Source organism: Actinoplanes sp. NBRC 101535, from assembly GCF_030269225.1.
Lineage (GTDB): Bacteria > Actinomycetota > Actinomycetes > Mycobacteriales > Micromonosporaceae > Actinoplanes > Actinoplanes rectilineatus.
This window is the reverse complement of sequence record NZ_BSSY01000013.1, coordinates 119,947-145,417: the sequence shown is the minus strand read 5'-3', so window position 1 is coordinate 145,417 and position 25,471 is coordinate 119,947. Positions and strand designations below refer to the sequence as shown.

The window sequence follows — 25,471 nt, the reverse complement described above, 5'->3', positions numbered from 1 at the left end:
GTTGCGACCGTGCCGACCCGTCGTGACATCCTGGCCCTGACCGCGGGCGCGACCGCCGCGGCCGCCTTCCCGACGACCGGGGCGAAACCCGCCGGATGGGTGGCCACCTGGGCCGCCGTGCCGACCACCGTCCCACCCGGCGAGCCGCTGGTGCTGACCGACCGCACCGTCCGGCAGGTGACGCACACCAGCATCGGCGGCGACCGGCTGCGGATCCGGCTGACCAACGAGTTCGGTGTCATGCCGCTGCGTGTCGGCGAGGTGCACGTGGCACTGCGGTCCGGAGGCGGAGCGAGCACCGACACGGTGCCCGGAACCGATCACCGGGTCACGTTCGGCGGCCGGTCCTCCGTCACCATCCCGGCCGGGGCGCCCCTGGTCAGCGATCCGGTCCCGCTCCCGACCGAGGCGCACGCCGACCTGGTGATCAGCGTCTACCTGCCGGAACGGACACCGGTCACCACCTTGGCCGCGTTCGCCTTCCGGGACAACATGATCGCGGCCGGCAACGTCACCGCGGACCGCCGGATCACCCCGGTGAGCACGATCGGCCAGTACCTCTTCCTGTCCGGCGTCAGCGTGCACGCCGCCGGGAGTGCGATCGTGACCCTCGGCGACTCGATCACCAACGGGGCGGACACCGAGGTCAACGCCGACCATCGCTGGCCGGACCTGCTCAGCGCCCGGCTCGGGGGCCGGTTCGGCATCGCCAATGTCGGGGTGTCCGGCAACCGGCTGCTGCACGACCCGAACCCGCCGGCCGGGAGCGGCGCCGAGGCGTACGCCGCCTACTTCGGGCAGAGCGCGCTGCGCCGCTTCGACCGGGACGTGCTGGCCCAGCCCGGGGCGGAGCATCTCGTGGTGCTGCTCGGAGTGAACGATCTCGGTCATCCGGGGACGTCGGCCCCGCCGGACGAGGTGGTCTCCGCCGACGATCTGATCGGTGGGCACCAGCAGCTCGTCGAGCGGGCGCACCAGGCCGGGATCCGGGCGTACGGCGCGACCGTCCTGCCGTTCAAGGACGACACACTCGGCTTCCACTCCCCGGAGAATGAGCGGAAACGGTCCACGCTCAACCGGTGGATCCGCAGCTCCGGAACCTACGACGGGGTGATCGACTTCGACGCGGCGGTCCGTGACCCGTCCGATCCGCTCCGGTTGCGGGCGGCGTACGACAGCGGCGACCACCTGCACCCGAACGACGCCGGGATGGCGGCGATGGCAGCCGCCGTCCCGCTACGACTGTTTCGCTAGACACGTTTCACGAGGCCGGCACCGGTGCCAGCAACTCGGACAGCCGCTCGGTGACGGCGGTGGAGATCTCCTCGACCGGGCGGGCGGCGTCCAGCACGAGGTACCGCTTCGGGTCGGCGGCGGCCAGGTCGAGGAACGCGTATCGCACCCGCTCGTGGAAGGTGCGGGCCTCGCTCTCCAGCCGGTCGGCCTCCTCGCCGCGGGCGTCGACCCGGCCCAGTCCCACCCCCGGGTCGACGTCGAGCAGCACGACCAGGTCGGGTTTGAGGCCGCCGGTGGCCCACGAGGAGAGCCAGGAGATCTCCTGAACCGGCAGGGTCCGGCCGGCCCCCTGGTACGCCAACGACGAGTCCACATACCGGTCGCTGATCACGACCGCGCCGTCGGACAGGGCCGGGCGCACGACGGTGGCGACGTGGTGGGCGCGGTCGGCGGCGTACAGCAACGCCTCGGCCCGCGGGGACGGCGACTCCGCCTTGTCCAGGACCAGCTCGCGGATGCGTACCCCCAGATCGGTGGCCCCGGGCTCGCGGGTGACCACCACGTTGTGCCCGGATTCGCGAAGCGTCGCGGCGAGCCGGGTCACCTGGGTCGATTTGCCGGCCCCCTCGCCGCCCTCGAAGACCACGAAGACCCCGGAGCGGACGAACGACTCGGCCGGTGCGAGCGGGCGGCCGCGCAGCGATCCCCACAGGTCGGCCAGCACGGGTACGCCCCGCTTGTCGTCCATCTGGCGGAAGGAGCTGATCCCGACCCAGATGCCGATCGCGCCGGCGACCAGCAGCAGGACGCGGGTGGAGGAGACGTCGAAGCCGACCGGCCCGAGCTGCACCCGGCGTGAGCTGCCCAGGCCGACCAGGAAGCCGGCCAGGGTGATGGCCAGCATCAGGACCATCCGGACGCCGATCTGCACCACGGCGAAGGTGCGGCCGCGCAGCGCGTCGTCGATCTCGCCGTAGAGCAGGGTGGTGCCGCCGAGGAACGCCATGCCCGCGCCCGCGCCGACCAGCAGCGCGCCGACCAGGGCCATCGACAGGTGGAAGGCGAGTCCCATGAACATCACCGCGCCGCTGGCCAGCACGATGCTCATGCCGAACCAGCGTCGCCGGGAGAGTTCCTTGACGATCATCGGGCCGAGGCCGATGCCGAGGGCCAGGCCCATGAAGATGGTGCCGAAGAGCAGGTAGAAGGCGGCTTCACCGGCGCCGAGCGAGACCGCGTAGGTGCGGGCCGCGCCGATCACCACGCCGCCGGCCGCGAACGCGCCGAAGATGCCCAGCACCAGGCCGCGGACCAGCGGGGTGCTGCCGATGTACTTCCAGCCCTCCATGAACTGGGAGGACATCGACTGTTCGGCGGCCTTCTCCCGGTCGGCGCTGCGGCCGCTGATCTCCTTGATGCCGAAGAACACCACGATGGCGGTGGCCAGCCGGGAGAGCGCGTTGATGTAGAGGGCGATCTGCACCGGCTGTGCCCAGTCCGGCAGGGACGCACCGGACTGCTGGATGCCGGCGGTCAGGGCGGAGAGCAGCAGGGCGGCCAGGATCGGCGTGATCCCGTACGTGGTGACCAGGGTGAGCTGGTTGGAGACCTCGATCTGCGATTTCGGGATGAGGTTGGGGACCGCGGCCTCCTTGGCCGGGATCCAGATCAGCGTGATCGCCTCGCCGATGAAGGTGGCGATGGTCGCCCAGGCCACGGTCAGGCCGGGGCTGCCGCCGAGGAGCGGGACCAGCGGGATCGAGCCGTAGATGACGAACCGCAGCAGGTCGACGATGACCATCGTGTAGCGGCGGTCGAACCGGTCGGCGAAGACGCCGGCGATCGGCCCGAGCAGCAGCGCGGGCAGCAGGCGCACGACGATCGTGCCGCCGAATGCGGCGCCCTGGGCGGCCGGGTTGTCGAACTGGGCCGAGGCGAACAGGCCGGTGGCGAGGATGCCGATCCAGTCGCCGAAGGACGCGGCGGCGAGCACCAGCCAGAGTCGGCGGAAGCCGCGTCGGCGCAGCACGGAGCGCAGCGCCGCCGCACCGGAGAGGTCGACGGGCCCGGGTTCCTGGCGCGTTTCCGTGTTGATGGCCCTTACCTCCCGTGGTCACTGCTCGGAGCACTGTAACCGGCCGCACCGTCCGGCACGGCCCGACCACGTTCGAGTGGCACAGAGATGAATGTCTTTCGCATAATCCGGAGAAACGTTACGGTGCGCGTGTGCTCACTGACCGCACCGCTCTGCGCCGGCGACTCGGTACGGCCACCGACCACCTCGAGACCCCCGTCGCCGTGGTCGACCTGGCCGCCTTCGACGACAACGCCGACCGGCTGGCGGAACGCGCCGCCGGCAAACCGATCCGGGTGGCCAGCAAATCCGTCCGCTGCCGCGCCCTGCTGGAACGCGTCCTGGCCCGCCCCGGCTGGCACGGCGTGATGGCGTACACGCTGCCGGAGGCGATCTGGCTGGTCCGCACCGGCGTCACCGACGACGTGCTGGTCGCCTACCCGACAGCCGACCGGGCCGCCCTGCGCGAACTGGCCGGCGACCCGGACCTGGCCGCCGCCATCTCGATCATGGTGGACCACCCCGGGCACCTCGACCTGGTGGACCGGATCGTGCCACCGCACGACCGTGCCACCATCCGCCTCTGCATGGACCTCGACGCCTCCTGGCGACCCGCCGGGCTGCACATCGGCGTCCGGCGCTCGCCCGTCCACTCGGCAGCGCAGGCCGGCACGCTGGCCCGCGAACTGGCCGGCCGCGACGGATTCGCCCTGGTCGGCCTGATGTCCTACGAGGCCCACATCGCCGGAGTGGGCGACGATCCGCCCGGACGTGCCCTGCGGGCCCGCGCCATCCGCGTGATGCAGAGCCGCGCGATGCCCGAACTGCTCCAGCGGCGTGCCGCGGCGGTCCGCGCCGTCCGGGAACACGCCGACCTGGAGTACGTGAACGGCGGCGGCACCGGCAGCATCGCGGCGACCAGCGCCGACCCGTCCGTCACCGAGGTCACCGCCGGATCCGGCCTGTACGGGCCGGCGATCTTCGACGCGTACCGGAGCTGGCGTCCCACCCCGGCGGCCTTCTTCGCCCTGTCCGTGGTCCGCCGGCCCGGCCCGCGGATCGCCACGGTACTGGGCGGCGGCTGGATCGCCTCCGGACCCGCCGCCCCGGACCGGCACCCGGTGCCCTACCTTCCGGACGGGCTCCGCTACAAACCCGACGAAGGCCCCGGCGAGGTGCAGACCCCCCTGGTCGGCGCGGTCGCCGACCAGCTCGTCCCCGGCGACCGGGTGTGGTTCCGCCACGCCAAGGCCGGCGAGCTGTGCGAGCACGTCAACGAGGTCCAACTCGTCGACGGCGAGACAGCGACGCCGGCCCCCACGTACCGAGGAGAAGGCCGTGCGTTCCTGGGGTGACCGCTCAGGCGTTCACATGCCGGTGCAGGTATTCCCTTATGAGCGCCTTGGCCTCGGTCAGCACCGCCTCGTCGCCACTGGAGTCGCGCCGGAACGCCAGCTTGATCAGCGCGTCCGCCGCCTCGACCGAGATCTGCAGCGCGAACCGCAGCCGGGTCCGGTCCATCAACTGGAACTGCTCGATCAGCAGCTCCGCCAGACGCTCGGCGATGACCGCGTTGTTGTCCCGGTCGGAGTCGAGCAGGTGCAGGTCCACCACGTCACCGAAGTGCAGCGTCCGGAAACCCGGCACGCTGCGGTGCATGTGGATGTAACCGTCGATCGCCGCGTCCACCGCGTCCCACCAATGGGCGAACGTCTCGTTCGCGAACCGGTCGGAGAGGCTCTGCAGGTACGCATCCATGTTGCGCAGCGCGAGGGCCTGCACGATGGCCCTCTTGTCGGGGAAGAACTGATAGACCGAGCCGATGGCGACCTCGGCCCGCTCAGCCAGCAAAGTAGTGGTCAGGCCCTCATAACCGACCTCGTCCACCAGCTCGGCGCAGGCGTCGAGCATGCGTTGAACCCGGGCAACGCTTCTGCCCTGCACCGGCACCCGCCTCAGCGGTCCGGTGCTGACGGTTGGTGTCGACACGCGTCGCCACTCCCTCTCAGCAGTGATAAATCGAACGTTACTCGGATCAACGAGCGAGGCGCATCGACGGGACGCCGTGGGCGTCTGTCCGCTCGGACGGAGGACAAAGGCCAGAATGACTAACCCTGTCTACGCCCGCCACTGGACCAACTGGGGAACCAACCAGGAATCGGTCGCCGACGTACTCACTCCCGCCTCCGCCGACGAGATCGCCGCCACGGTCACCGAGACCGCGGCGGCCGGCCGGCGGGTCAAGGTGGTCGGCAGCGGGCACTCCTTCACCGACATCGCGGTCGCCGACGACCAGCGCATGGTGCTGCACCGGATGAACCGGTTCGTGTCGATCGACGGCCCGCTGGTGACCGTCCAGGCCGGGATGACGCTGCGAACACTCAACACCGTGCTGCACGGACACGGCCTGGCGATGCCGAACCTGGGCGACATCGACGCGCAGACCGTCGCCGGGGCGATCGCCACCGGCACCCACGGCACCGGCCTCGGCCACGGCACGATCGCCTCCTGCGTCGAGGCCGTCACCCTGGTCACCGGCCTCGGCAAGATCGAACGGTTCACGGCCGACGCCCCCGAACTGAAGGCGATCGGCGTCGGCCTCGGGGCGCTCGGCATCATCACCGAGGTCACCCTGCGGTGTGTGCCGGCGTTCACCCTGCACGCCGACGAACGGCCGATGCTGCTCACCGAGATGCTGGCCGGGCTCGACGAGTGGATCCCGGGCAACGACCACATCGAGTTCTTCTGGTACCCGTACACCGACCGCGGGCAGCTCAAACGCAACAACCGGGTGGACGTCGACAACCGGCCGCTCTCGAGGTTCCGCGGCTGGCTGGACGACGAGTTCCTGTCCAACACCGTCTGGCAGGGCGTCTGCAAGGTGGGCCAGCGGATGCCCCGCACGGTTCCGGCGCTCAACGGCATCGCGGCCCGGGCGCTGAGCGCGCGGGCGTACACCGGGCCGTCGGCCGGGGTCTTCTGCACGTCCCGCCGGGTGCGTTTCACCGAGATGGAGTACGAGATCCCGCGCGCCGCCCTGCCCGAGGTGCTCGGCGCGTTCCCGGCCCTGTTCGACCGCCTGCCGTTCCGGGTGCAGTTCCCGGTCGAGGTGCGGTTCACCGGCCCGGACGACCTGTGGATGTCGCACGGGTACGACCGCGAGTCCGCCTACATCGCCGTGCACCAGTACCTCGGCACCGAGTACGAGCCGTACTTCCGGGCCGTCGAGGAACTGTGTGCGGCGCAGGGCGGACGTCCGCACTGGGGCAAGCTGCACTACCGCGACGCCGCGTCGCTGCGCCCGGTGTATCCGAGGTTCGACGATTTCCTGGCGATCCGGGACAGGTTCGACCCGTCCCGGATCTTCGCCAACGCCTACCTGAACCGCGTGCTCGGCGAATAGCCCGTCACTCGGTCGCCGCGGCGGCCTTGCGGGGGGCCGCCCGCTTGGCCGGGGCGGCCTTCTTGGCGGCCGTCGTCTTCTTCGCCGCGGTCGTCGTCTTGGCCGCCGTGGTCTTCTTCGCCGCCGTGGTCCGCTTGGCTGCCGTCTTCTTGGCCGGGGCCGCACCGTCCGCCGCGGCCTTGGGCGCCGCCTTCTTGGCCACGCGCTTCTTCGGCGCCGGGCCCTTGGCCCGCTTGTCGGCGATCATCTCGGAGGCCTGCTCGAGCGTCAGGTCCTCCGGGGTCATCCCGCTGCGCAGGGTCGCGTTGTACTCCCCGTCGGTCACATACGACCCGAACCGGCCGTCCTTGATGACCAGCGGCCTCTCGGTGACCGGGTCGTTGCCGAGCTCCCGCAGCGGCGGCTTGGCAGCGCGCGCCTGCCGGGTCTTCGGCGCGGCCAGCAGGGCCAGCGCCTCCTCGAGCGTCACCGTGAAGAGCTGCTCCTCACCGGCCAGCGACCGGAAGTCGGAACCCCGCTTCACGTACGGCCCGAAGCGACCGTTGTTCGCCACGATCTCGTTGCCGTCGGCGTCCTTGCCGATCGTCCGCGGCAGCAGGAGCAGGCGCAGCGCCTCCTCCAGGGTCACGTCGTCCGGCTTCTGGTTCTTGAGCAGCGACGCCTTGCGCTCACCACTCTGCACATACGGCCCGAAACGGCCGGACTTGAGCTGCACCGGCTCGCCGGTCGCCGGGTCGTCGCCCAGGCTGCGCTCGCCGCCACCGCCGAGGAACAGCTCGTCGACCTTCTCCGGGGTCAGCTCGTCCGGCGCGACACCCTCCGGGATGGAGGCACGGTCGCCGGGCGTGTCCTCGTCGGCGTCCGGCACCTCACGCTGCAGGTACGGCCCGTACTTGCCGACCCGGACCACGATCCGGCGGCCCTGCTCGTCGGCGAAGAGCGGGATCGAGTTGACCGAGCGGGCGTCGATCTCGCTGAGGTTCTCGGTGACCATCTTCTTCAGGCCGCCGGCCCGGGTGATGGCGTCGTCCGCGCCCGGCGTCCGGCTGCCGAAGTAGAAGGAGGTCAGGAAGTCCAGCTGGGTGTGGTCGCCGGCGGCGATGTCGTCGAGCTGGCCCTCCATCGACGCGGTGAAGTTGTAGTCGACGAGCCGGGGGTAGTGCCCCTCCAGCAGGCCGATCACCGCGAACGCCAGGAACGAGGGGATCAGCGCCTGACCGCGCTTCTCCACATAGCCCCGGTCCTGGATGGTCTGCATGATCGAGGAGTAGGTGGAGGGCCGGCCGATGCCCAGCTCCTCCAGCGCCTTGACCAGCGAGGCCTCGGTGTAGCGGGCCGGCGGCGAGGTGTGGTGCTCGTTGGCGGCCAGGTCGTCCGCGGTCAGCGGCTGGTCCTTGACCAGGTTGGGCAGCCGGCGCTCGGCGTCCTCGGCCTCGGCGTTCTCGTCGTCCGAGGACTCCACGTAGGCGCGCAGGAAGCCGGGGTCGGTGATGGTCTTGCCGGAGGCGCCGAAGTCGGCCTCCTCGCCCGCGGTGGAGACGGCCCGGATCCGGACACTGATCGAGTTGCCGACCGCGTCGGTCATCTGCGACGCCACGGTCCGGCGCCAGATCAGCTCGTAGAGCTTGAACTCGTCGCCGCGCAGCTCGTTGGCGACCTCACCCGGGGTCCGGAAGTTGTCACCGGCAGGCCGGATCGCCTCGTGGGCCTCCTGCGCGTTCTTCGCCTTGGTGGTGTAGCGGCGCGGCTGCGGCGGAACGCTGCCCGGGCCGTACAGCTCGGCGATCTGACGGCGGGCGGCGGCCAGCGCGGTCTCGGAGAGGTTCACCGAGTCCGTACGCATGTAGGTGATGAAGCCCTTCTCGTACAGACTCTGGGCCACGCTCATCGTCTGCTTCGAGGAGAACCGCATCTTGCGCGCTGCTTCCTGCTGCAGCGTCGAGGTGATGAACGGCGGGTACGGCCGGCGGCGGTAGGGCTTCTCCTCGACCCGGGTGACCGTGAACGACTGGTTCTCCAGCCGGGCGGCCAGGCCCCGGGCACCGTCGCCGTCCAGCTGCACCGCGCCGGAACCCGGCTTGAGCTGCCCGGTCGTCGGCTCGAAGTCCTTACCGGTGGCGATCCGGTCACCGTTCAACGCGATCAGGGTCGCCGCGAAGGCGCGGGCGCCCTCGGGCTGTCCCTGCACGGACAGGTGGGCCAGGATGTCCCAGTACTCAGCGGTGCGGAACGCCATCCGCTGACGCTCACGCTCGACCACGATCCGGGTGGCGACGGACTGGACCCGGCCCGCGGAGAGCCGGGGCATCACCTTCTTCCACAGGACCGGGCTGACCTCGTAGCCGTACAGCCGGTCGAGGATGCGGCGGGCCTCCTGGGCGTCCACCAGGGAACGGTCGATCTCACGCGGGTTCGCCACCGCGGCCTGGATCGCCGGCTTGGTGATCTCGTGGAAGACCATCCGCTTGACCGGGACCTTGGGCCGGATCGTCTCGACGAGGTGCCAGGCGATGGCCTCGCCCTCACGGTCCTCATCGGTGGCGAGCAGGATCTCGTCGACCTCGCGGGCCAGTTTCTTCAGCCGGGCGACCTGCTGCTTGCGCTGCTCGGAGACCACGTAGAGGGCGTGGAAGCCGTTGTCGACGTCCACACCGAGACGCGCCCACGGCTCACCCTTGTATTTCTCGGGGACCTCGTCGGCGTTTCTCGGCAGGTCACGGACATGGCCGATGGAGGCCTCGACCAGATAGTCGGGGCCCAGGTAACCGGCGATCGTCTTGGCCTTCGACGGAGATTCGACGATGACCAGACGCGTCGTCCTGGTGTCACTCGGCACGGCACTCCCACTTTTTTCGAGATCCACAGGCGCTTCTCCGACTCGCCCGGCTGAGCACGGACGTTCAACGTAACGCGCCGGACGTGCCCACATTCCCGGGTAACCCCGCAGTCGGATGGTAACGGCCCGGCCACCGCTTGCGTCCAACCGCGCCACCGTACACCGGGAAGACAGTGTCGTGTCGGACACAATCCCGGAAGATCACGCAGGTGCGCTGCCCGGCCAGAACTCCTCGGGCGCCGTCGAGGGCCGGTCTCCGACCAGCTCAGCGAGCCGTCGCACCCGTCGCCGGCCGTTGATCAGATACCAGCGACCGTCGTCCGACACCCGCCCGGCGAGACCGGCCCGGACCAGCGCGGCGTCCACCGGCCGCGGATCCTGTTCCGGGTCCAGGCCCAGAGACCAGCCGCCGGCCCGGGGACCACCCGCGGCCGCCGCCCAGAGCCGCAGACGCGGGCCACTGAGGAAGAGCTGGGCGGCCGCCGCGGGCCAGGCCCGGGCAAGACCGTTCAACCTCCTGGAGTACGCCGTACGCACGTCGAACAGCGGGCGCGGCGGCTCCTCGGGAACCGTTCCGGCGCCCGTGCCACCGGGTTCCCCCTCGCCCTCCTGGTTGATCGACTCGCCGATCACCTCTGCCCCGACGGGGGGCCCGTCGTCGCGTACCCCGGAAACCGGAGCCCAGGTGGCGGTGAGGCCGCGCATGACCAGTTCGGCGACCACCGCGTGCACCCGCCAGGCGGCATCGACGCGGACCGTGACCCGCGCGGTCCCGCCCATCCGGTCCAGACGGCCGGGACCGGCCAGCAGACCGGCCAGATCAGCGGGCGACGGCTCGGAACTGTCCGCACCGAACATCGGCAGTTGGTGCCCGCCCGGCTCCCGGGGAGCGCTGCGCCGCGCCGGCTCGGCCGACGGCGGCTCCACCGCGGGTGGCAGCACCTCCCGCGGTATCAGCGGCCAGCCGGTCTCGCTCATGACAGTGCAACGATCACTGACACTCGGGCAGCTCGTCGAAGGCCTCCCGGAGCTCCACCGACTCCAGGCCGGTGATGTCCAGGCTGCTCTTCTCGTAGTCCGCGGTGAGCTGGTCGACGACCTTGCCGACCTGGTCGTAGAAGGTCGCGGTCGGGCGCGTCGCGAGCGACTCGATGCCGGTCCTGGCGTGGTCGTAGGCGTCCCGGATGCCGGCCAGCGAGCCGAGGAAACCCTCCGCGATGGCCGGTCCGTCGTCCACATCCGGGACACCGGCACGCTGCACGTCGGACCGTGCCTTCTCGCTCGCGGTCGCGGCGCCCCCGAAGAGCCGGGACAGGTTCTCCTTCGCCTGACTGGGCGAGGTCTCCGCGGTCATCTGCTGCTGGGTTCGGCTTGACAGGCTGTCGATCTCGCTCCGCCACGGACTCAGCGCGGTGCAGACCAACGCGGCCCACGCCTGGGGTCCGTGCTGGCCGGAACAAGCCGCCAGCGGCATCACGAGCACGAGGGCGAGTGCCAGGGAGATCGGTCGGACCGCGCGCATGGGAGCAGCGTACGACGATGGTCGTGAACTCCACACGCCTCGATCGAGTCATACCGGAAGGGCACCCGGTATTTCGCCGGGTGCCCTTCGTCACGCCGGGCGTTTTAACCGACGTTGTCCTTCACCCGGGAGGCCTTCGTCTCACGGGCGTCCTGCGCCGCCTTGGCGGTGTCCGCGGCACCGGCCGCGGTGGCCGCCGACGGGTCCTCGCCCAGGGCGACCGGCTTGCGCTTGCTCCAGATCACCGCGGCGGAGACGATCGCCACCGCCAGGACGGCGACGCCGATCCGCAGGCCGGTGTTCGCGTCCGGGCCGTAACTCCAGGCGACCACCGCCGGGGCGATCAGCAGCGAGACCAGGTTCATCACCTTGAGCAGCGGGTTGATGGCCGGGCCGGCGGTGTCCTTGAACGGGTCGCCGACCGTGTCGCCGATCACCGTGGCGGCGTGCGCCTCGGAACCCTTGCCGCCGTACGCCCCGTCCTCCACCAGCTTCTTGGCGTTGTCCCAGGCGCCACCGGAGTTGGCCAGGAACACCGCCATCAGCGTGCCGGCGCCGATCGCACCGGCCAGGTAGGCCGCGAGCGCGCCCGGGCCGAGACCGAAACCGACAGCGATCGGGGCGGTGATCGCCAGCAGACCGGGGGTGAGCAGCTCACGCTGCGCGTCCCGGGTGCAGATGTCGACCACGCGGCCGTACTCCGGACGCTGGGTGCCGTCCATGATCCCCGGGAACTCGCGGAACTGACGCCGGACCTCCATCACCACCGCGCCCGCCGAACGGGACACCGCGTTGATCGCCAGACCGGAGAAGAGGAACACCACCGCCGCGCCGATCAGCAGGCCGACCAGGCTGCGCGGGTTGGAGATGTTGAGCTGGGCGAGGATCTCGCCGCCCACGTCCGGGACGTCGGCGTCGGCGAGCGCGCTGGCCAGGCTGTTGGTGTACGACCCGAACAGCGCCGTCGCCGCCAGCACGGCCGTCGCGATCGCGATGCCCTTGGTGATCGCCTTGGTGGTGTTGCCGACCGCATCCAATTCGGTCAGGATCTGCGCGCCGCGCTCGTCCACGTCGCCGGACATCTCCGCGATGCCCTGCGCGTTGTCCGAGATCGGTCCGAACGTGTCCATCGCCACGATCACGCCGACCGTGGTGAGCAGGCCGGTGCCGGCCAGCGCCACCGCGAACAGCGACAGGGTCAGTGACGTGCCGCCGAGCAGGAACGCGCCGTAGACGCCGGCGCCGATCAGCAGCGCCGAGTAGACCGCGGACTCGAGGCCGACGCTGATGCCGGCCAGCACCACGGTGGCCGCGCCGGTCTGCGACGACTTGCCGATGTCCTGCACCGGACGCTTCTCGGTCTCGGTGAAGTAGCCGGTCAGCGCCTGGATCGCGGCGGCCAGCACGATGCCGATCACCACGGCGCCGACCGCGACCCAGCGCGGGTCCTGGCCGCTGTCGATGACCTGCTGCTCGATCCGGTCGTCGTTGAATCCGTTGAACGTGGACGGCAGGTACAGGAAGCTGACCACCGCCACGATGATCGCGGAGAGCGCGGCCGAGATGTAGAACGCCCGGTTGATCGCGGTCAGGCCGTTGCGGTCGGTGGACCGCAGCCGGGTGATGAAGACGCCGACGATCGCGATCAGCACACCGACCGTCGAGATGATCAGCGGGAAGACCAGGCCGTCCTGGCCGAACGCGGCGTGCCCCAGGATCAGGGCGGCGACCAGGGTGACCGCGTACGACTCGAACAGGTCGGCGGCCATGCCGGCACAGTCGCCGACGTTGTCGCCCACGTTGTCGGCGATGGTCGCGGCGTTGCGCGGGTCGTCCTCCGGGATGCCCTGCTCGACCTTGCCGACCAGGTCGGCGCCGACGTCCGCGGCCTTGGTGAAGATGCCGCCGCCGACCCGCATGAACATGGCCAGCAGGGCGGCGCCGAAGCCGAAGCCCTCCAGGACGGTCGGCGCGTCGCTGCTGAAGATCAGCACGACCAGCGCGCCACCGAACAGGCCGAGGCCGACGGTGAGGAAACCGACGACGCCACCGGTGCGGAACGCGATGCCCATCGCCTTCTCGCGGCCGCCGTCCGTGCCGGCCGCCGCGGCGACCCGCACGTTGGCCCGGGTGGCCAGCGCCATGCCCGCGCCGCCGATGAACGAACTGAAGATCGCGCCGACGATGAAGAACAGCGAGCGCCCGATCCGTACCCAGACCTCGTTCTCGGTCGCGTGCACGGGAAGCAGGAACAGCAGCACCACCGCGATGACCACGAAGACGGCCAACGTTTTGAACTGCCGGAACAGGTAGGCCGAGGCGCCCTCCTGCACGGCGCCCGCGATCTCCTGCATCTTCTGCGTGCCGCGCTCGGTGCGCAGCACGGATTGGACGAACATCGCGGCGAAGCCGAGAGCGACCAGGGCGAAGACGATCGCGATGATCACGAATGAGATGTTGTCCCCGCTCAGGGACGCTCCACCGCCTTCAGCGGCCAGGGTTGTCGCGTTTCCGGGCATCCATGCCTCCTGTACACCGATGGCGCCCGGACGGTGGACGAGACCCCGGGCGCGTTCCCCGAGGAGCGGGGAACCAGCAGTAGCTGATGACTCGCGTACTGTAGCGGCCCCACGTGGTGATCGTCACACGTGCCACCAGCCGTGTCGCGGTGATGTTTGCCGTTGTGTTAGAGACCGGCGGCAGACGGGCATAGCCCACAGTTGATCGCCCGACGAGTCCATCCTGTTCGTCGGGCGTGGTGGTGACAGGGTGAATCCCCGGCGGATCACCGCATCGGGGATCGGGAGATCAGCGGCGGCCGACCGGCCAGACCATCCGGACCTCGGTGCCCGGGCCGTCCTCCACCGGGCGCACCTGCAGGTCGTCGACGAACCCGGCGAGCAGGGCGAAACCCACGCCGGTGGTGAGCGCGTCGTCGGTCAGCGACTCGTCGGCCAGTTCGTCCGGCGGCAGCTTGGTCAGACCCACGCTCGCCTCGATCGGGGCGTGGTCGATGACCCGGACGGTGTACGAGTCCGAGTCGGACATCTCCACCGTGACCAGCTCGGACAGGTGGTACTGCCGGTGCAGGGTGACCGCACGCGTGCACGCCTCGCCGATCGCGAGCCGGACCTCGTCGAGCAGCTCCTCGGCGACCCCGGCCCGGCGGGCCACGGCGACGCCGACCAGCCGGGCGGTGCGCACATGCACCGGTGCCGGCGAGAAGGAGAGCCGAACCGTGGCCATCACGAAGCGGGACCGCTGCCGTCGCGTTCGGTGGCAGCCTCGACCGTCGGGAAGATCGGGAAGACCTGGTCCAGCGCGGTGATCCGGAAGATCTTCAACAACGGCTCCTTGGCGCACACCAGACCGAAGGTGCCGTGCGCGGTCCGCAGCCGCTTCAGGGCGCCGACCAGCACGCCGAGCCCGGTCGAGTCGAGGAACTCGACCCGCTCCAGATCGACGACCACATCGCGGGCACCGGCATCGACCAGCTCGATCAACCGCTCACGCAACCGGGGAGCGGTGTAAACATCCACCTCGCCACCGACCTCGAGCACAGTGTGCTCCGCGACGGTCCGCGTCGCCAGCGACAGCTCCATCGGTCCTCCTCCCTGATCTCCCCCGCGAAATCTAACCACCGACCGCGACCGCGCGACGCATGGCACCCACCGTCCTACCCGTTTGAGGTTCAGGGCATACCGGTGTCACAGTGCAAGGCGTGACCTCCACCGCCTTCGGTCCTGCTGAGCTGCTGCATCGGCTGCAGGCCCGCGGAACCGCTGCGGCGGTGTCGCCCATCACGCATGTCGAACGGATCCCCGCCCGGGCCGGGCGGACGGCGTCGTGGCCGACATGGACCGAACCCACCGTCCGCGACGCATTCGTCACACAGGGCATCGCCGAACCATGGCAGCATCAGGCGGCCGCCGCCTCCCTCGCCTGGGAGGGCACACACGTCGTGCTGGCCACCGGCACCGCGTCGGGCAAATCCCTCGGATACCAGTTGCCCGCTCTCAGCGCGCTCGCCAGGGACCCTAAGGCGACGGTGCTGTATCTGTCACCTACCAAAGCTCTGGCAGCCGACCAGTTGCGCGGCATCGCCCGCCTCGGGCTCGACGACGTGCGGCCCGCCACCTACGACGGGGACACCCCGCGGGAGGAACGCGACTGGATCCGCCAGCATTCGCGGTTCCTGCTCACCAACCCGGACATGCTGCACCACGCGCTGCTGCCGGGCCACGCGCGCTGGGGTGTCTTCCTGCGGCGGCTCAGCTACGTGGTGATCGACGAGTGCCACACCTACCGGGGCGTGTTCGGCTCGCACGTGGCGCACGTCCTGCGCCGGTTGCGCCGGGTCGCCAGCCGGTACGGCAGTTCGCCCACCTTCGTGCTGGCCTCGGCCACCTCGGGCGACCCGGCCGGCACCGCCGCCCGGCTGACCGGCCTGCCCGTCCGGGCAGTGACAGAGGACACATCGCCGCGCGGGCCGGTGACGTTCGCCCTGTGGGAGCCGCCGCTGCTGCCACCCGCGTCGTCCACCGACCCGGACACCGACTTCGAGGTCGAACTCCCGCCGATCCGGCGGTCCGCGCTACGCGAGACGTCCGACCTGCTCGCCGACGCGGTGGTGGCCGGCACCCGCACCCTGGCGTTCATCCGGTCCCGGCGCGGCGCCGAGGTGGTCGCCACGCTGACCCGCCGCGCCCTGGACGAGGCGGTGCCCGGACTCGGCGACCGGGTGGCGGCCTACCGGGCCGGCTACCTGCGGGAGGACCGGCGCAAGATCGAACGGTCCCTGCTCTCCGGGGAACTGCTCGGGCTGGCGTCGACGAACGCCCTCGAACTCGGCGTCGACCTGGTCGGCCTGGACGCGGTACTGATCTGCGGCTACCCGGGGACCCGGGCGTCACTGTGGCAGCAGGCGGGCCGGGCCGGGCGGGCCGGCGACGAGGCGCTTGCGGTCCTGATCGCCCGGGACGACCCGCTGGACACGTACCTCGTGCACCATCCGGAGGCGGTCTTCGGCCACCCGGTCGAGGCGACCGTGCTGGATCCGCAGAACCCGTACGTGCTCGGCCCGCAACTGTGCTGCGCCGCGTCGGAGGCACCCCTGACCCCGGCCGATCTGGAACTCTTCGGCGGCGAGACGGCCGTCGCCGCGGCACACGGACTGGTCGAGCAGGGGGTGCTGCGACGCCGGCCGTCCGGGTTCTACTGGACGCACCGCGGCCGTCCCGACGTGGACCTGCGCGGCACCGGCGGCAGCCCGGTGGCCGTGGTGGAGCAGGCGACCGGTCGCCTGCTCGGCACGGTCGACCCCGGCTCGTCGCACATGATGTTGCACTCCGGGGCGGTCTACCTGCACCAGGGCGTCTCGTACGTGGTGGACGACCTCGACCTGGAGGACGGCATCGCGCTGGTCCACCCGGAGGAGCCGGACTGGACCACGCACGCCCGCGACGTCACCAACGTGTCGGTGGTGGACGTCCGCTCGTACGTGGACGCCGGCCCGGTCGGCCTGTTCCTCGGCGAGGTCGACGTGACCGGCCAGGTCGTGTCCTATCAGCGCCGCCGGATCGGCTCCGGCGAGATCATCGACACCCGTCCGCTGGATCTGCCGGTCCGCGAGCTGCGCACGGTCGCGGTGTGGTTCACCGTGTCGCCGGACGCCCTGGTCGCGGCGGGTGTCGAACCGGCCGACCTCCCGGGCGCCCTGCACGCCGCCGAGCACGCCGGGATCGGTCTGCTGCCGCTGATGGCGACCTGCGACCGGTGGGACATCGGCGGGCTGTCCACGGCGAACCACCCGGACACCGAGGCGCCGACCGTGTTCGTCTACGACGGGCATCCGGGTGGTGCCGGGTTCGCCGAGCGCGCCTACGGGGTGGCCGCGGAATGGCTGCGGGCCACCCGGGAGGCGATCTCGTCGTGTGGGTGCGAGACGGGATGCCCGTCGTGCGTGCAGTCGCCGAAGTGCGGCAACGGGAACAACCCGCTGGACAAGGCGGGCGCGGTCCGGGTGCTCGACGTGGTGCTCGCCGCCCTCGCGGACCAGCCCGCGATCCCGTCCCAGAAGTAGCCGCCGCCGTCACGTCCGGATCGGAGCGCTGACCGGCCCGGCACGGGCCGCCGCGGTGGCGAGCCAGCGGCCGGCCACCGGCACCTCGGCCCGCACCACGATCTCCAGTCCGCCGACCGTGCACGAGGTCATCCGCGCGCCGTTCGCCCGGACGTAACGGCCGGCGACCGCGCAGGCCACGGCCTCGCCCTCGACGGCGTGCACGGCACCGGCCAGGGCACCCAGATCGGCGGCGTTACGGGCCTGGTGCCGGGCGGTCCGCGCGGATCCGACGGTCGCGCCCGCCACCCCGAGCAGCAGCACGGTGAGCCCGACGGCCAGCACCAGGACCGACGCGGCCCCGCGGTCGGCGGTCACAGTCCCGCTCACGCCACCACCTCGTCCGGTTCCCGGGCGGCGACCGCGCTGCCGCGTACCGTGACGGTGGGGAGTTCGGCGCCCACCAGCCGGACCCGGGCGGTCACCTCGACCGTCACCGTGTCCCGGCCGACGTCGGTCCGGACGTCCGCACCCGGCGGCGCGAACCGGGCCGCGATCGACGACGGCTCACCCCGGGCGACGGCCAGCGCCACTTCCCGGGCCGCGTCGAGACACTGCATCCGGGTGCTCATCGCGGACATCGCCGTCATGCCGGCCAGCATCAGCAGCAGGAGCGCCGGCAGCCCGGCCGCGAGCTCGACGGTGAACGCACCCCGGTCCCGGCCGGGCCGCCGGCGCCCGATCACTTCAGCGCCCGCAGGACGATCGCGGTGATGGCCGCCGTCACGTCGCCACCGGTCACCACCCGGAACAGGACGGTGGCCAGGGCGCCGGCGGCCACGGTGCCGAGCGCGTACTCGACGGTGCTCATCCCCGTGTCGGACGCCTCGGTCCGCAGCCGCCGGTAGTTGGCGATGAGTGTGTACACATGAACCTCCTCCATGGTCGGTGCGCGCGTGGATGCCGCACCGGAGTTCGAGCGGGTCCCGGCGTCAGAAGACGCCGGCGAGCACCGAGATCAGGACCGGGACCAGGCCGGCGAGCATGAAGGCCGGCAGGAAACACAGTCCGAGCGGCAACACGATCAGCACACCGGCCCGCTGCGCCGCGGCCTCCGTCGCGGCGGCCCGGTCGGCGCGCAGGTCACCGGCCAGACGTTCCAGCGCACCGGCCAGTGCACCGCCGCTGCTGCTGGACCGGACCGCCGCCGTGATCAGCCGGTCCGTACCCGGCACACCGGTCAGGTGCGCCCAGGCCTCGTCCGGTTCGGCGCCGAGCCGCAGCGACCGCGCGGTCCGGTGCAGGCGATCACCGAGCGGCCCGTCCAGCGCCTCGGCCACCGCGTCCGTCGCCCGGTCCACCGGGGTGCCGGAGCGCAGGGCCGCGGCCAGCAGATCGGCGCCGAGCGGGAGATCGGCGAGCGCCTGCCGGCGTTCCTGCCGGCCCGGGGCGGTCTCCCGGCCCCGGAGCAGACGTTCCGCCCCGACACCAGCCAGGACTCCCAGGGGTACGCCCCACAGGCTCCCCACCACACCCGCGATCGAGAGCCCGATCAGCACCGACAGCAGCACCCGGGTCCGGCGCCCGGTCCCGGCCGTCGACGCCGGCTCCGGGCGGATCAGCCGGAGCCGCCGGACCGCGCCGCCGCCCACCCGATGTCCCGCCCACGGCACGGCCAGCACGAACGCGGCCACCACCAGCAGCGCCGCGCTCACGTGGGCACCTCGAGCTCGCGCCGCTCCCCGGACGCCGGCGGCCGTTCGGATCCCGGCAGCGCCGCCTCGGATCGCATCGCCGGGCAGCCGCCCACCACAGCCGTCACGCCGAGCAGCGCCGCCACGCAGCACTCCCGCATCGGAACCCGCACCGGGCCGCCCTCCCGCAACAGGGCGGCCGCGTCGCAACCGGCGCTCACCGGCCCGCCCCCTGCGCGATCCACTCCGACCAGCCGAGGCCGCAGCACTGCAGCAGCACGGCCAGCACCGTGCAGCCCGCCCCGAGCGGCGTCCGCAGCAGAACGTGCACCGGATCCGCCCCGATCAGATATCCCAGTCCGATCCCGCCCACCGGCAGCACCGCGAGCATCGCCGCGGTCGCCTGCGTCCCGGCCGCCTGAGCAGCGGCGCTCGCCGCCGCCCGGTCCTCGGCCCGGGCATCCGCCTCGATCCGTTCCAGCAGATCCGCGGCGGGCGCGCCGGTCTGATCGGCGAGCCTCCACACCGCCGTGGTCAGCCGGTTCAGCCGGGCGTCCCGGTGGATCCCGCCCCCGTCCGCGACCACGGACGGGGGTATGCCGGCTCGCAGATCGGCCACCAGGGCACACAATGCGTCGAGCGATCCGGCCCGCTGCGCCGCCCGGCGACGGTGCTCGGCCCGGCGCGCCCACGCCCGGCCGGCCAGCGCCGCATAGGTGGCCGCGACCAGCGCGCCGACCGGCCCGCCCGCCAGCAGTGCCGGTCCCGCCGCGACACCGGCCGTCCCCAGCGCCGCACGCCAGGGCGGTCCGGCGACGATCCAGCCGGCTCGTATCCGCGGCACGTCGAACCGGATCGCCGGTCGCCGGCCGGCCAGGCGTTCCCTCGCCCGGCGCGACGGGACGGCCAGCACCACCACGACGAGCAGCAACGCCGCCACCACCACCAGCCAGGTCATGCCGGCCGCCCGGCACCCGGCGGCGGTTTCAGGACAGCCGGCACCGCGACACCCCGGGACAGCAGCAACCGGGCCAGCGCGGACGCCGCCGGGCCGGCCCCGTACTCCCGCTGCCAGGCCGGCACGACCGCCATCAGCCGTTCCTCGCCCGACGGCCGGAACACGCCGATCGACTCCAGCACCCGGCCGTGCCCGGTCCGGCGGACGTGCAGCACCACCTGCAGCGCGGCCAGCACCTGGGCGTGCAACGCGGCCCGGGGCAGCCCGCCGAGCAGCCCGAGCGCCTCCAGCCGGGCCGGGACGTCCTCGGGCGTGTTGGCGTGCAGGGTGCCCGCACCGCCCTCGTGACCGGTGTTCAGGGCGCCCAGCAGGTCGGAGATCTCCCCGCCGCGGCACTCCCCGATCACCAGCCGGTCCGGTCGCATCCGCAGCGCCTGCCGGACCAGGCCGGTCAGCCCGATCGCGCCCGCACCCTCCACATTGGCTGTCCGTGCCTGCAACGTCACCACGTGCGGGTGCACCGGCCGCAGTTCGGCCGCGTCCTCCACCAGCACGATCCGCTCGGTCGACGGGACCAGGCCGAGCAGTGTCGACAGCAGTGTCGTCTTGCCGCTGCCGGTCCCGCCCACCACCAGGTACGCCAGACGCGCCGCCACCACCGCGGCCAGCACCGGGCCGGCGGTCGGCGGCACCGCGCCGTTCTCGACCAGGTCACCGAGGCTGAACGGGCGCTGCCGGAACGTCCGCAGCGACAGGTAGGGCCCGTGGGTCGCCACCGGTGGCAGCACCGCGTGCAGGCGGGTGCCGTCCGGCAGGCGCGCGTCGGCGAAGGGCTGGCCGTCGTCGAGACGCCGGCCGCACGCGGCGACGAGGCGCTGGGCGAGGCGGCGTACGTCGTCGGGGCCGCCCAGGCGTACCGCCGCCCGTTGCAGTCCCGCACCCCGGTCCACCCAGACCTGCACCCCGTTGACCAGCACGTCGGTGACGGACGGATCGCACAGCAGCGGCGCCAGCGGACCGGCGCCGATGAGTTCGTCGCGGACCTGGTCGGCGAGCCGCAGCACGGCCGTGTCGCCGAGCACCCCGGTTTGCCGCCGGACCGCGCTGACCACCGCGGCCGGGGTGGCCGCCGAGCCGTCCTCCGCGAACTGCCGGCGCACCCGGTGCACGATCGGCGGGGTGCTCACGCGGGCACCTCCGCGCCGGTCCGCATCAGATCCTCGATCAGATGACGGCACAGTTCGGCGAGCGGTCCGCGTCCTCCGGCCGCCGGTGGGGCGCCGCTCTCGATCCCCACGCAGAGCGCCGGGTCGGGGCGCAACGTCCCGGCCAGGGGCAGCCCGAGTGACTGGGCGATCTCGCGCGGCCGCAGCTTCCCCGGGGCCGGGCCACGGACCACGACGGCCACGTTCGCGCAGTGCAGTGCGAGGGCCGACGCGGTCCGGGCCGCGGCCGCCGCGGCCCGCAGCTCCGCCGGGACGACCAGCAGCGCGCGGTCGGCCGTCTGCAGGGCGAGCACCGCCGCGTCGTCGAGCCGCCGGGGCAGGTCGGCGACGATCACGTCGCGTCCGCGGCGGGCGGCGTCGAGGCTGGCCGCCATCGCCTCGACCGGCACCCCCGGCAGTTCGCCCCGGTCGAACGAGAGGAGCACCAGGTCGCCCTGCCGGGGCAGGGCGCCGAGCAGGTCGGGCGGGTCGATCCGGCCGTCCGAGCCGACCAGGGCCGGCCAGCGCAGCCCGGCGGTCTTCTCCCAGCCGAGGAGCAGGTCGAGGCCGCCGCCGAGCGGGTCGCCGTCGACCAGGAGGGTCCGGTGGCCGGCGCGTACCGCGGTGGTGGCCAGGCCGGCGGCGAGGATGCTGGCGCCGGCTCCGCCACGGCCGCCGACGACCGCGCAGGTTCGGGAGACGGTGGCGGTGTCGGGCCGTTTCGCGAACTGGTCGACCACCCACGGCTCGGCGGTCGGCAGCACCGCCACGCGTTCCGCGCCGATCAACGCGGCGAGCTCCCACGAGGACTCGTTCATCATGTGCTCGTGACCGATCATGATCACTCCCTCGCGGCGTGGCAGCCGGGTGCGCAGGCAGGCCGCGGCCTGGTCGGCGCCGATCACCACCAGGGTCGCCTTCGCGAAGTGGCCGAGCGCCGCCAGCGGATCCGGGGCGACGTCGACCTCGGTGCCGCCCGCCGCGGCGAGCCGGAGCAGGTCGTCGAGCAGGTCGGGGTCGGCGGTCAGGACGAGGGCGCGGCGCGGGGTGGGCATCACTGGCCTCCAGCGAGGACGGGCGGTTTCGCCAGTCACCCTCGCCGGACCCGGCACCGGCCGGCAATCGTCGTCGCCTCCGCCTGTGGACAACGCCGTCACCTGTGGAAAACCGCCGGACATCGCGGGAATCTGTTAACGGCCGGTCTCCGGCCGACGCGTATGAGACATGTCGCGTTGGGTATGTTGGTCCGGACACGGACCGATGGAGTTGGCATGGATTACTCGATCCAGACCTCGCTTGCCGACAACGGCGCGGTCACCGTCACCGTGCTCGGGGAGATCGATTACTCGAACACCGACGAGGTGGCGCTGGGCATTCAGGACGCGGTCGACGAATGGTCGCCGTCGCGCGTCCAGGTCGACCTGCGCGACGCGTCCTTCATCGATTCGACGGGTCTCGGTGCCCTGCTCGAGGGCTATCGCGCGGCGACCGACAAGGGAATCCCGTTCGTGGTGCTCAATCCGAGCGAAACGTTCCGGCGGGTGCTTGCCGTGACCGGCCTGTCCGATTTCTTCGGCCTGATCGACGCCGATGCACCGGCGCGCGAGGCGGAGCCGTCGCAGCAGGCCACCGGTTCCTGAGAGGGAACGACCCCCGTCGGGGGAGACGGGGGCCGTCCTGGGATTCGGCTCCGGGGGGGGTCGAGCCGAATCAACCCGGTCATCGCGGGGGGCGCGATCACCGAGCGCTCATCACCGATGAAACGGTGGATCGGGTCACGAGAGGCGGCGACATTCCCGCCGCAAACACAAGTTTGCCTCAGAGCCCGCCTCGTCGTCGAGTACCGAATGTAGCCTGCGACGTCGTTCTTCGCCCGTCTGACCGCTTTCACAGCGCGTCATCATCGGCCACGCCGGACAGCCGGGACGACCGTTCTGCGCCACTTGCGGCTACACTTTCGGCCCGTGGGCCTCAGCGCCGCCTTTTTCGACCTAGACAAGACCGTCATCGCCAAGTCCAGTGCTCTGGCCTTCGGACGGCCGTTCTACCGTGATGGCCTGATCAGCCGCCGGGACGTGGTCAAGTCCGCTTATGCCCAATTGATGTTCCGGCTGGGCGGTGGCACCGACGAGCAGGCGATGGCACGCACGCGCGACTATCTCGCGGCCCTCTGCAAGGGCTGGCGTGTCGAGCAGGTGCAGCAGATCGTCGCCGAGACCCTCAACGACCTGATCAACCCTTATGTGTACGCGGAAGCCGCCGCACTGATCGCCGAGCACCAGGCGGCCGGCCGCGATGTCGTGCTCGTCTCGGCGTCGGGGGACGAGATGGTCCGTCCGATCGGCGCGCTGCTCGGCATCACCGACGTGATCGCCACCCGGATGTCGATCGTCGACGGCCGTTACAGCGGCGCGGTCGAGTTCTACGCGGCCGGTCCGGCGAAGGTGGTCGGGGTGCGCGAGCTGGCCGAGTCCCGCGACTACGACCTCAGTACATGCTTCGCCTACTCGGATTCCAGCAGTGACCTGCCGTTGCTGGAGGCGGTCGGCCATCCCAGCGCGGTGAACCCGGACCGGACGCTGCGCCGGGTCGCGCAGGAGCGGTCCTGGCCGGTTCTCGAGTTCCGGCATCCGGTGCCGCTCGGCCGCCGTCTGCGGGATCGGCCCGCGGTTCCGGTCGCCGCGGCGCTCGGCGTGGGTGTGGGTGTCGCGATCGGCTTCGCGCTGTACGGGCGGCACCGGCGGTCCCGCCCTCGTCCGGCCGCCCTGCTGTAACGCTTCGACCAGTACGAATGGCATTGGTCTGAGTAATAGGGGTACGCCAGATTTGCCCCGCTGGGACCTGGCGATCACGGGCGAACGGGCGTAGAAAGGAGACACGGAAGCTCGACGCGAATCGGGCTCCGTGCACGGCCACCGGGAACCCACGCGCGATCAGCCACGGCAGGCACGTCGCGGCGGGACCTCTGCCGAGAGGCACGGGACTGTCGACGACGACTCAGGTGCACGCCTGATAACCCGGTCCGGACGCGCACAGCCGGCGCCCCTGCGGGGACGCCGGCTCTTAACTCTCTCGGTGCTACCGGTGCCGCGCGGCCAGATGACGGTTGCGGATCTCGTGGTACACCGCCCGGAACACCGTGGGCCGGGAGTGGAAATCGATCCCCTGCGCCCACAGCTCGGTGTTCACCGTCCCGCCGCCGACCCGTTCGAGCAGCACCGTCAGGCCACTCTGGATCGTCCACGGGCCGACCCGGTGGGTGGCCTCGTGCAGGTGGACGCCGGCCACCTCGGGCCATCGCATGGTCCGGGAGCGCACCAGCCCGCGGATGAGGACGCCGTGCGAGCTGAGGTAGACCCCGTGCTCGACGATCCGCCAGGCGCCGACCACCCAGACCGCGGCGAGCATCCCGGCGACCGCCCGGACCGCATGGCCGGCCAGGTCGAACTGCCGGATGGTGGCCCAGGTCAGCAGGCCGAGCGCGGCCGCCTCCCAGATGATGACGATCCACCGCCCGGTGCCGGGCGCGTACGGACGAATCCAGTCTCCACCCACCCGGAAAGTATGCTCCGTCTCAGGTCGCGGCCAATACTCCATCGCTGATGACCACTGCCTCACCGGCGGCCGCGGTCACCGCCGAGGCGTAGTGCCGCAGCCACGAACGGACCCCGTCGGGTGTCCCGGTGGCGTACGCGCCGGACGCTCCCACGTACTCCGGCTCGCGCTCGAGGTGGCCCACCTCGGCCGCGATCAGACCGCGCGGATCGAGTCCCCGGTTGATCAGGGTGAGACGGGCCGCGGCCCGGGCCACCACGCCGGACGGCCCCGCGAACGGCCGCAGCGTCAGCAGTTCGGCGTGCACGACGGCGGCGAGCAGCAGCGGCGGGGTGGTGTCGTTGCCGGCGACGATGCGGGTCAGGGCGTCCACCCGGTCCGCGCCGGAGATCAGCCGGCCCAGGTCGTGGTCGTGCACCACCCCGCGGGCGGCGAGGACGTGCAGTTTCGCGAGGACCTGCCGGGGCGCGCGGGGCCAGAGGTCGACCAGCCCGCCGAGCGCCTCGGCGACGCGCAGCGATCCCTGCACGACCGGGTCGGTGACCGTGCCGGAGCGCACCTCGTCGAGGTCGTAACGGCTGCCCTCCAGGGCGGCGCTGGCGACCGCGGCGCGCAGGCTCGCTTCGGCCGCGACCTGGCCGCCGTTGCGGCGCAGCGCGCGGTGCCGCATCGCCGCGTCCACCGATTCCCGGGCGCCGGTGAGGGCGGGCGCGACGTCGGCCAGGGCGAGCAGGGGAGCTAGGGGATCCACGTGCACACCGTATCCGGTAAAGCGCAGGAAACACGGGGTGCACAAATGAGATCGCAACTGGCAAGATTCGCGCAGTAGTGAGCAGTTTGCCGCCGGTTGGCGCGCGAACGGGGCCATCGGGCGCGGCCTGATGCGCAACCCTTCGCCGAATCGCCCGGCGCAACTAGTGTGCAATC

At 71.8% G+C, this 25,471-nt stretch carries 24 protein-coding genes; 6 read left to right on the top strand and 18 right to left on the bottom strand.

Translation table 11 applies throughout. The features are described 5' to 3' along the window. The first annotated feature begins 9 nt into the window (after positions 1–9). Positions 10–1,254: an SGNH/GDSL hydrolase family protein gene (locus tag QSK32_RS30935; RefSeq protein ID WP_285473881.1), complete on the top strand. Its 1,245-nt coding sequence runs from the start codon at positions 10–12 to the stop codon at positions 1,252–1,254. 7 nt (positions 1,255–1,261) lie between these two features. Here QSK32_RS30935 and tmk read toward each other — a convergent pair whose 3' ends face one another. Next, complete coding sequence (gene tmk, locus QSK32_RS30930) at positions 1,262–3,265, bottom strand: dTMP kinase (RefSeq protein ID WP_045740529.1); 2,004 nt, start codon at positions 3,263–3,265, stop codon at positions 1,262–1,264. 197 nt (positions 3,266–3,462) lie between these two features. On the opposite strand from tmk, the gene QSK32_RS30925 reads away from it, so the two are divergent. Then, a complete protein-coding gene (locus QSK32_RS30925; RefSeq protein WP_045740528.1) occupies positions 3,463–4,665 on the top strand; it encodes an amino acid deaminase/aldolase in 1,203 nt (400 codons plus the stop codon). Positions 4,666–4,669: 4 nt separating this feature from the next. Here the strand turns inward: QSK32_RS30925 and QSK32_RS30920 are convergent, their stop codons facing one another. Then, complete coding sequence (locus QSK32_RS30920) at positions 4,670–5,299, bottom strand: TetR/AcrR family transcriptional regulator (RefSeq protein WP_045740527.1); 630 nt, start codon at positions 5,297–5,299, stop codon at positions 4,670–4,672. A gap of 115 nt (positions 5,300–5,414) precedes the next feature. Here QSK32_RS30920 and QSK32_RS30915 point away from each other — a divergent pair, with 115 nt between their 5' ends. Beyond that, positions 5,415–6,713, top strand: coding sequence for a D-arabinono-1,4-lactone oxidase (locus tag QSK32_RS30915; RefSeq protein ID WP_285473880.1), 1,299 nt, complete (start codon positions 5,415–5,417; stop codon positions 6,711–6,713). Positions 6,714–6,717: 4 nt separating this feature from the next. Here the strand turns inward: QSK32_RS30915 and topA are convergent, their stop codons facing one another. The 6 genes from topA to QSK32_RS30885 all read right to left on the bottom strand — a co-directional run bounded on the left by topA (position 6,718) and on the right by QSK32_RS30885 (position 14,673). Next, positions 6,718–9,549, bottom strand: coding sequence for a type I DNA topoisomerase (gene topA / locus QSK32_RS30910; protein WP_285473879.1), 2,832 nt, complete (start codon positions 9,547–9,549; stop codon positions 6,718–6,720). Between the two features lie 201 nt (positions 9,550–9,750). After that, on the bottom strand, positions 9,751–10,527 hold the full coding sequence (locus tag QSK32_RS30905) for a hypothetical protein (RefSeq protein ID WP_045740524.1): 777 nt from the start codon (positions 10,525–10,527) through the stop codon (positions 9,751–9,753). Positions 10,528–10,540: 13 nt separating this feature from the next. Beyond that, entirely contained in the window at positions 10,541–11,071 is a 531-nt protein-coding gene (locus QSK32_RS30900; RefSeq protein WP_285473878.1) for a hypothetical protein, read from the bottom strand. Positions 11,072–11,175: 104 nt separating this feature from the next. After that, positions 11,176–13,590, bottom strand: coding sequence for a sodium-translocating pyrophosphatase (locus tag QSK32_RS30895; RefSeq protein ID WP_045740522.1), 2,415 nt, complete (start codon positions 13,588–13,590; stop codon positions 11,176–11,178). 289 nt (positions 13,591–13,879) lie between these two features. Further along, positions 13,880–14,320 (bottom strand): ATP-binding protein, encoded by a 441-nt coding sequence (locus QSK32_RS30890; RefSeq protein ID WP_045740521.1) that lies wholly within the window; start codon positions 14,318–14,320, stop codon positions 13,880–13,882. Beyond that, the gene (locus tag QSK32_RS30885; protein WP_045740520.1) at positions 14,317–14,673 is read right to left on the bottom strand and encodes an STAS domain-containing protein; all 357 of its coding nucleotides are present in this window, start codon (positions 14,671–14,673) and stop codon (positions 14,317–14,319) included. The genes QSK32_RS30890 and QSK32_RS30885 overlap by 4 nt, the downstream gene beginning before the upstream one ends. A gap of 110 nt (positions 14,674–14,783) precedes the next feature. Between QSK32_RS30885 and QSK32_RS30880 the strand changes: the two genes are divergently transcribed. Then, positions 14,784–17,153: a DEAD/DEAH box helicase gene (locus tag QSK32_RS30880; RefSeq protein ID WP_285473877.1), complete on the top strand. Its 2,370-nt coding sequence runs from the start codon at positions 14,784–14,786 to the stop codon at positions 17,151–17,153. 9 nt (positions 17,154–17,162) lie between these two features. On the opposite strand, the gene QSK32_RS30875 is transcribed toward QSK32_RS30880, so the two are convergent. The 8 genes from QSK32_RS30875 to ssd all read right to left on the bottom strand — a co-directional run bounded on the left by QSK32_RS30875 (position 17,163) and on the right by ssd (position 22,017). Further along, a complete protein-coding gene (locus tag QSK32_RS30875) occupies positions 17,163–17,522 on the bottom strand; it encodes an Rv3654c family TadE-like protein (RefSeq protein ID WP_245673827.1) in 360 nt (119 codons plus the stop codon). After that, positions 17,519–17,878, bottom strand: coding sequence for a TadE family type IV pilus minor pilin (locus QSK32_RS30870; protein WP_285473876.1), 360 nt, complete (start codon positions 17,876–17,878; stop codon positions 17,519–17,521). The genes QSK32_RS30875 and QSK32_RS30870 overlap by 4 nt, the downstream gene beginning before the upstream one ends. After that, entirely contained in the window at positions 17,875–18,060 is a 186-nt protein-coding gene (locus QSK32_RS30865) for a DUF4244 domain-containing protein (RefSeq protein ID WP_211275283.1), read from the bottom strand. Before QSK32_RS30865 ends, QSK32_RS30870 begins: the two co-directional genes overlap by 4 nt. A gap of 64 nt (positions 18,061–18,124) precedes the next feature. After that, positions 18,125–18,847, bottom strand: coding sequence for a type II secretion system F family protein (locus QSK32_RS30860; protein WP_502872570.1), 723 nt, complete (start codon positions 18,845–18,847; stop codon positions 18,125–18,127). Continuing rightward, positions 18,844–19,047 (bottom strand): hypothetical protein, encoded by a 204-nt coding sequence (locus QSK32_RS30855; protein WP_045740515.1) that lies wholly within the window; start codon positions 19,045–19,047, stop codon positions 18,844–18,846. Before QSK32_RS30855 ends, QSK32_RS30860 begins: the two co-directional genes overlap by 4 nt. After that, positions 19,044–19,784, bottom strand: coding sequence for a hypothetical protein (locus QSK32_RS30850; protein WP_285473875.1), 741 nt, complete (start codon positions 19,782–19,784; stop codon positions 19,044–19,046). Before QSK32_RS30850 ends, QSK32_RS30855 begins: the two co-directional genes overlap by 4 nt. Beyond that, complete coding sequence (locus QSK32_RS30845) at positions 19,781–20,971, bottom strand: TadA family conjugal transfer-associated ATPase (RefSeq protein WP_045740514.1); 1,191 nt, start codon at positions 20,969–20,971, stop codon at positions 19,781–19,783. The genes QSK32_RS30850 and QSK32_RS30845 overlap by 4 nt, the downstream gene beginning before the upstream one ends. After that, positions 20,968–22,017: a septum site-determining protein Ssd gene (gene ssd, locus QSK32_RS30840; protein WP_502872573.1), complete on the bottom strand. Its 1,050-nt coding sequence runs from the start codon at positions 22,015–22,017 to the stop codon at positions 20,968–20,970. Before ssd ends, QSK32_RS30845 begins: the two co-directional genes overlap by 4 nt. A gap of 243 nt (positions 22,018–22,260) precedes the next feature. On the opposite strand from ssd, the gene QSK32_RS30835 reads away from it, so the two are divergent. Together QSK32_RS30835 and QSK32_RS30830 are read left to right on the top strand one after the other, a co-directional pair. Then, the gene (locus QSK32_RS30835; RefSeq protein ID WP_045740513.1) at positions 22,261–22,629 is read left to right on the top strand and encodes an STAS domain-containing protein; all 369 of its coding nucleotides are present in this window, start codon (positions 22,261–22,263) and stop codon (positions 22,627–22,629) included. A 324-nt stretch (positions 22,630–22,953) separates the two neighbouring features. Continuing rightward, positions 22,954–23,763 (top strand): HAD family hydrolase, encoded by an 810-nt coding sequence (locus tag QSK32_RS30830; protein WP_045740512.1) that lies wholly within the window; start codon positions 22,954–22,956, stop codon positions 23,761–23,763. A 304-nt stretch (positions 23,764–24,067) separates the two neighbouring features. On the opposite strand, the gene QSK32_RS30825 is transcribed toward QSK32_RS30830, so the two are convergent. Beyond that, positions 24,068–24,544, bottom strand: a complete 477-nt coding sequence (locus tag QSK32_RS30825; RefSeq protein WP_157410786.1) for a PH domain-containing protein — start codon at positions 24,542–24,544, stop codon at positions 24,068–24,070. Between the two features lie 19 nt (positions 24,545–24,563). After that, positions 24,564–25,301 (bottom strand): Fic family protein, encoded by a 738-nt coding sequence (locus tag QSK32_RS30820; RefSeq protein ID WP_285473873.1) that lies wholly within the window; start codon positions 25,299–25,301, stop codon positions 24,564–24,566. Positions 25,302–25,471: the final 170 nt, after the last annotated feature.

What these genes read in the sequence shown, in the direction of transcription:
- QSK32_RS30915 (WP_285473880.1), top strand. Translation starts at nt 5,415, where the DNA reads ATGACTAACCCTGTCTACGCCCGCCACTGGACCAACTGGGGAACCAAC.
- QSK32_RS30905 (WP_045740524.1), bottom strand. Translation starts at nt 10,527, where the DNA reads ATGAGCGAGACCGGCTGGCCGCTGATACCGCGGGAGGTGCTGCCACCC.
- QSK32_RS30900 (WP_285473878.1), bottom strand. Translation starts at nt 11,071, where the DNA reads ATGCGCGCGGTCCGACCGATCTCCCTGGCACTCGCCCTCGTGCTCGTG.
- QSK32_RS30895 (WP_045740522.1), bottom strand. Translation starts at nt 13,590, where the DNA reads ATGCCCGGAAACGCGACAACCCTGGCCGCTGAAGGCGGTGGAGCGTCC.
- QSK32_RS30885 (WP_045740520.1), bottom strand. Translation starts at nt 14,673, where the DNA reads ATGGAGCTGTCGCTGGCGACGCGGACCGTCGCGGAGCACACTGTGCTC.
- QSK32_RS30850 (WP_285473875.1), bottom strand. Translation starts at nt 19,784, where the DNA reads ATGACCTGGCTGGTGGTGGTGGCGGCGTTGCTGCTCGTCGTGGTGGTG.
- QSK32_RS30835 (WP_045740513.1), top strand. Translation starts at nt 22,261, where the DNA reads ATGGATTACTCGATCCAGACCTCGCTTGCCGACAACGGCGCGGTCACC.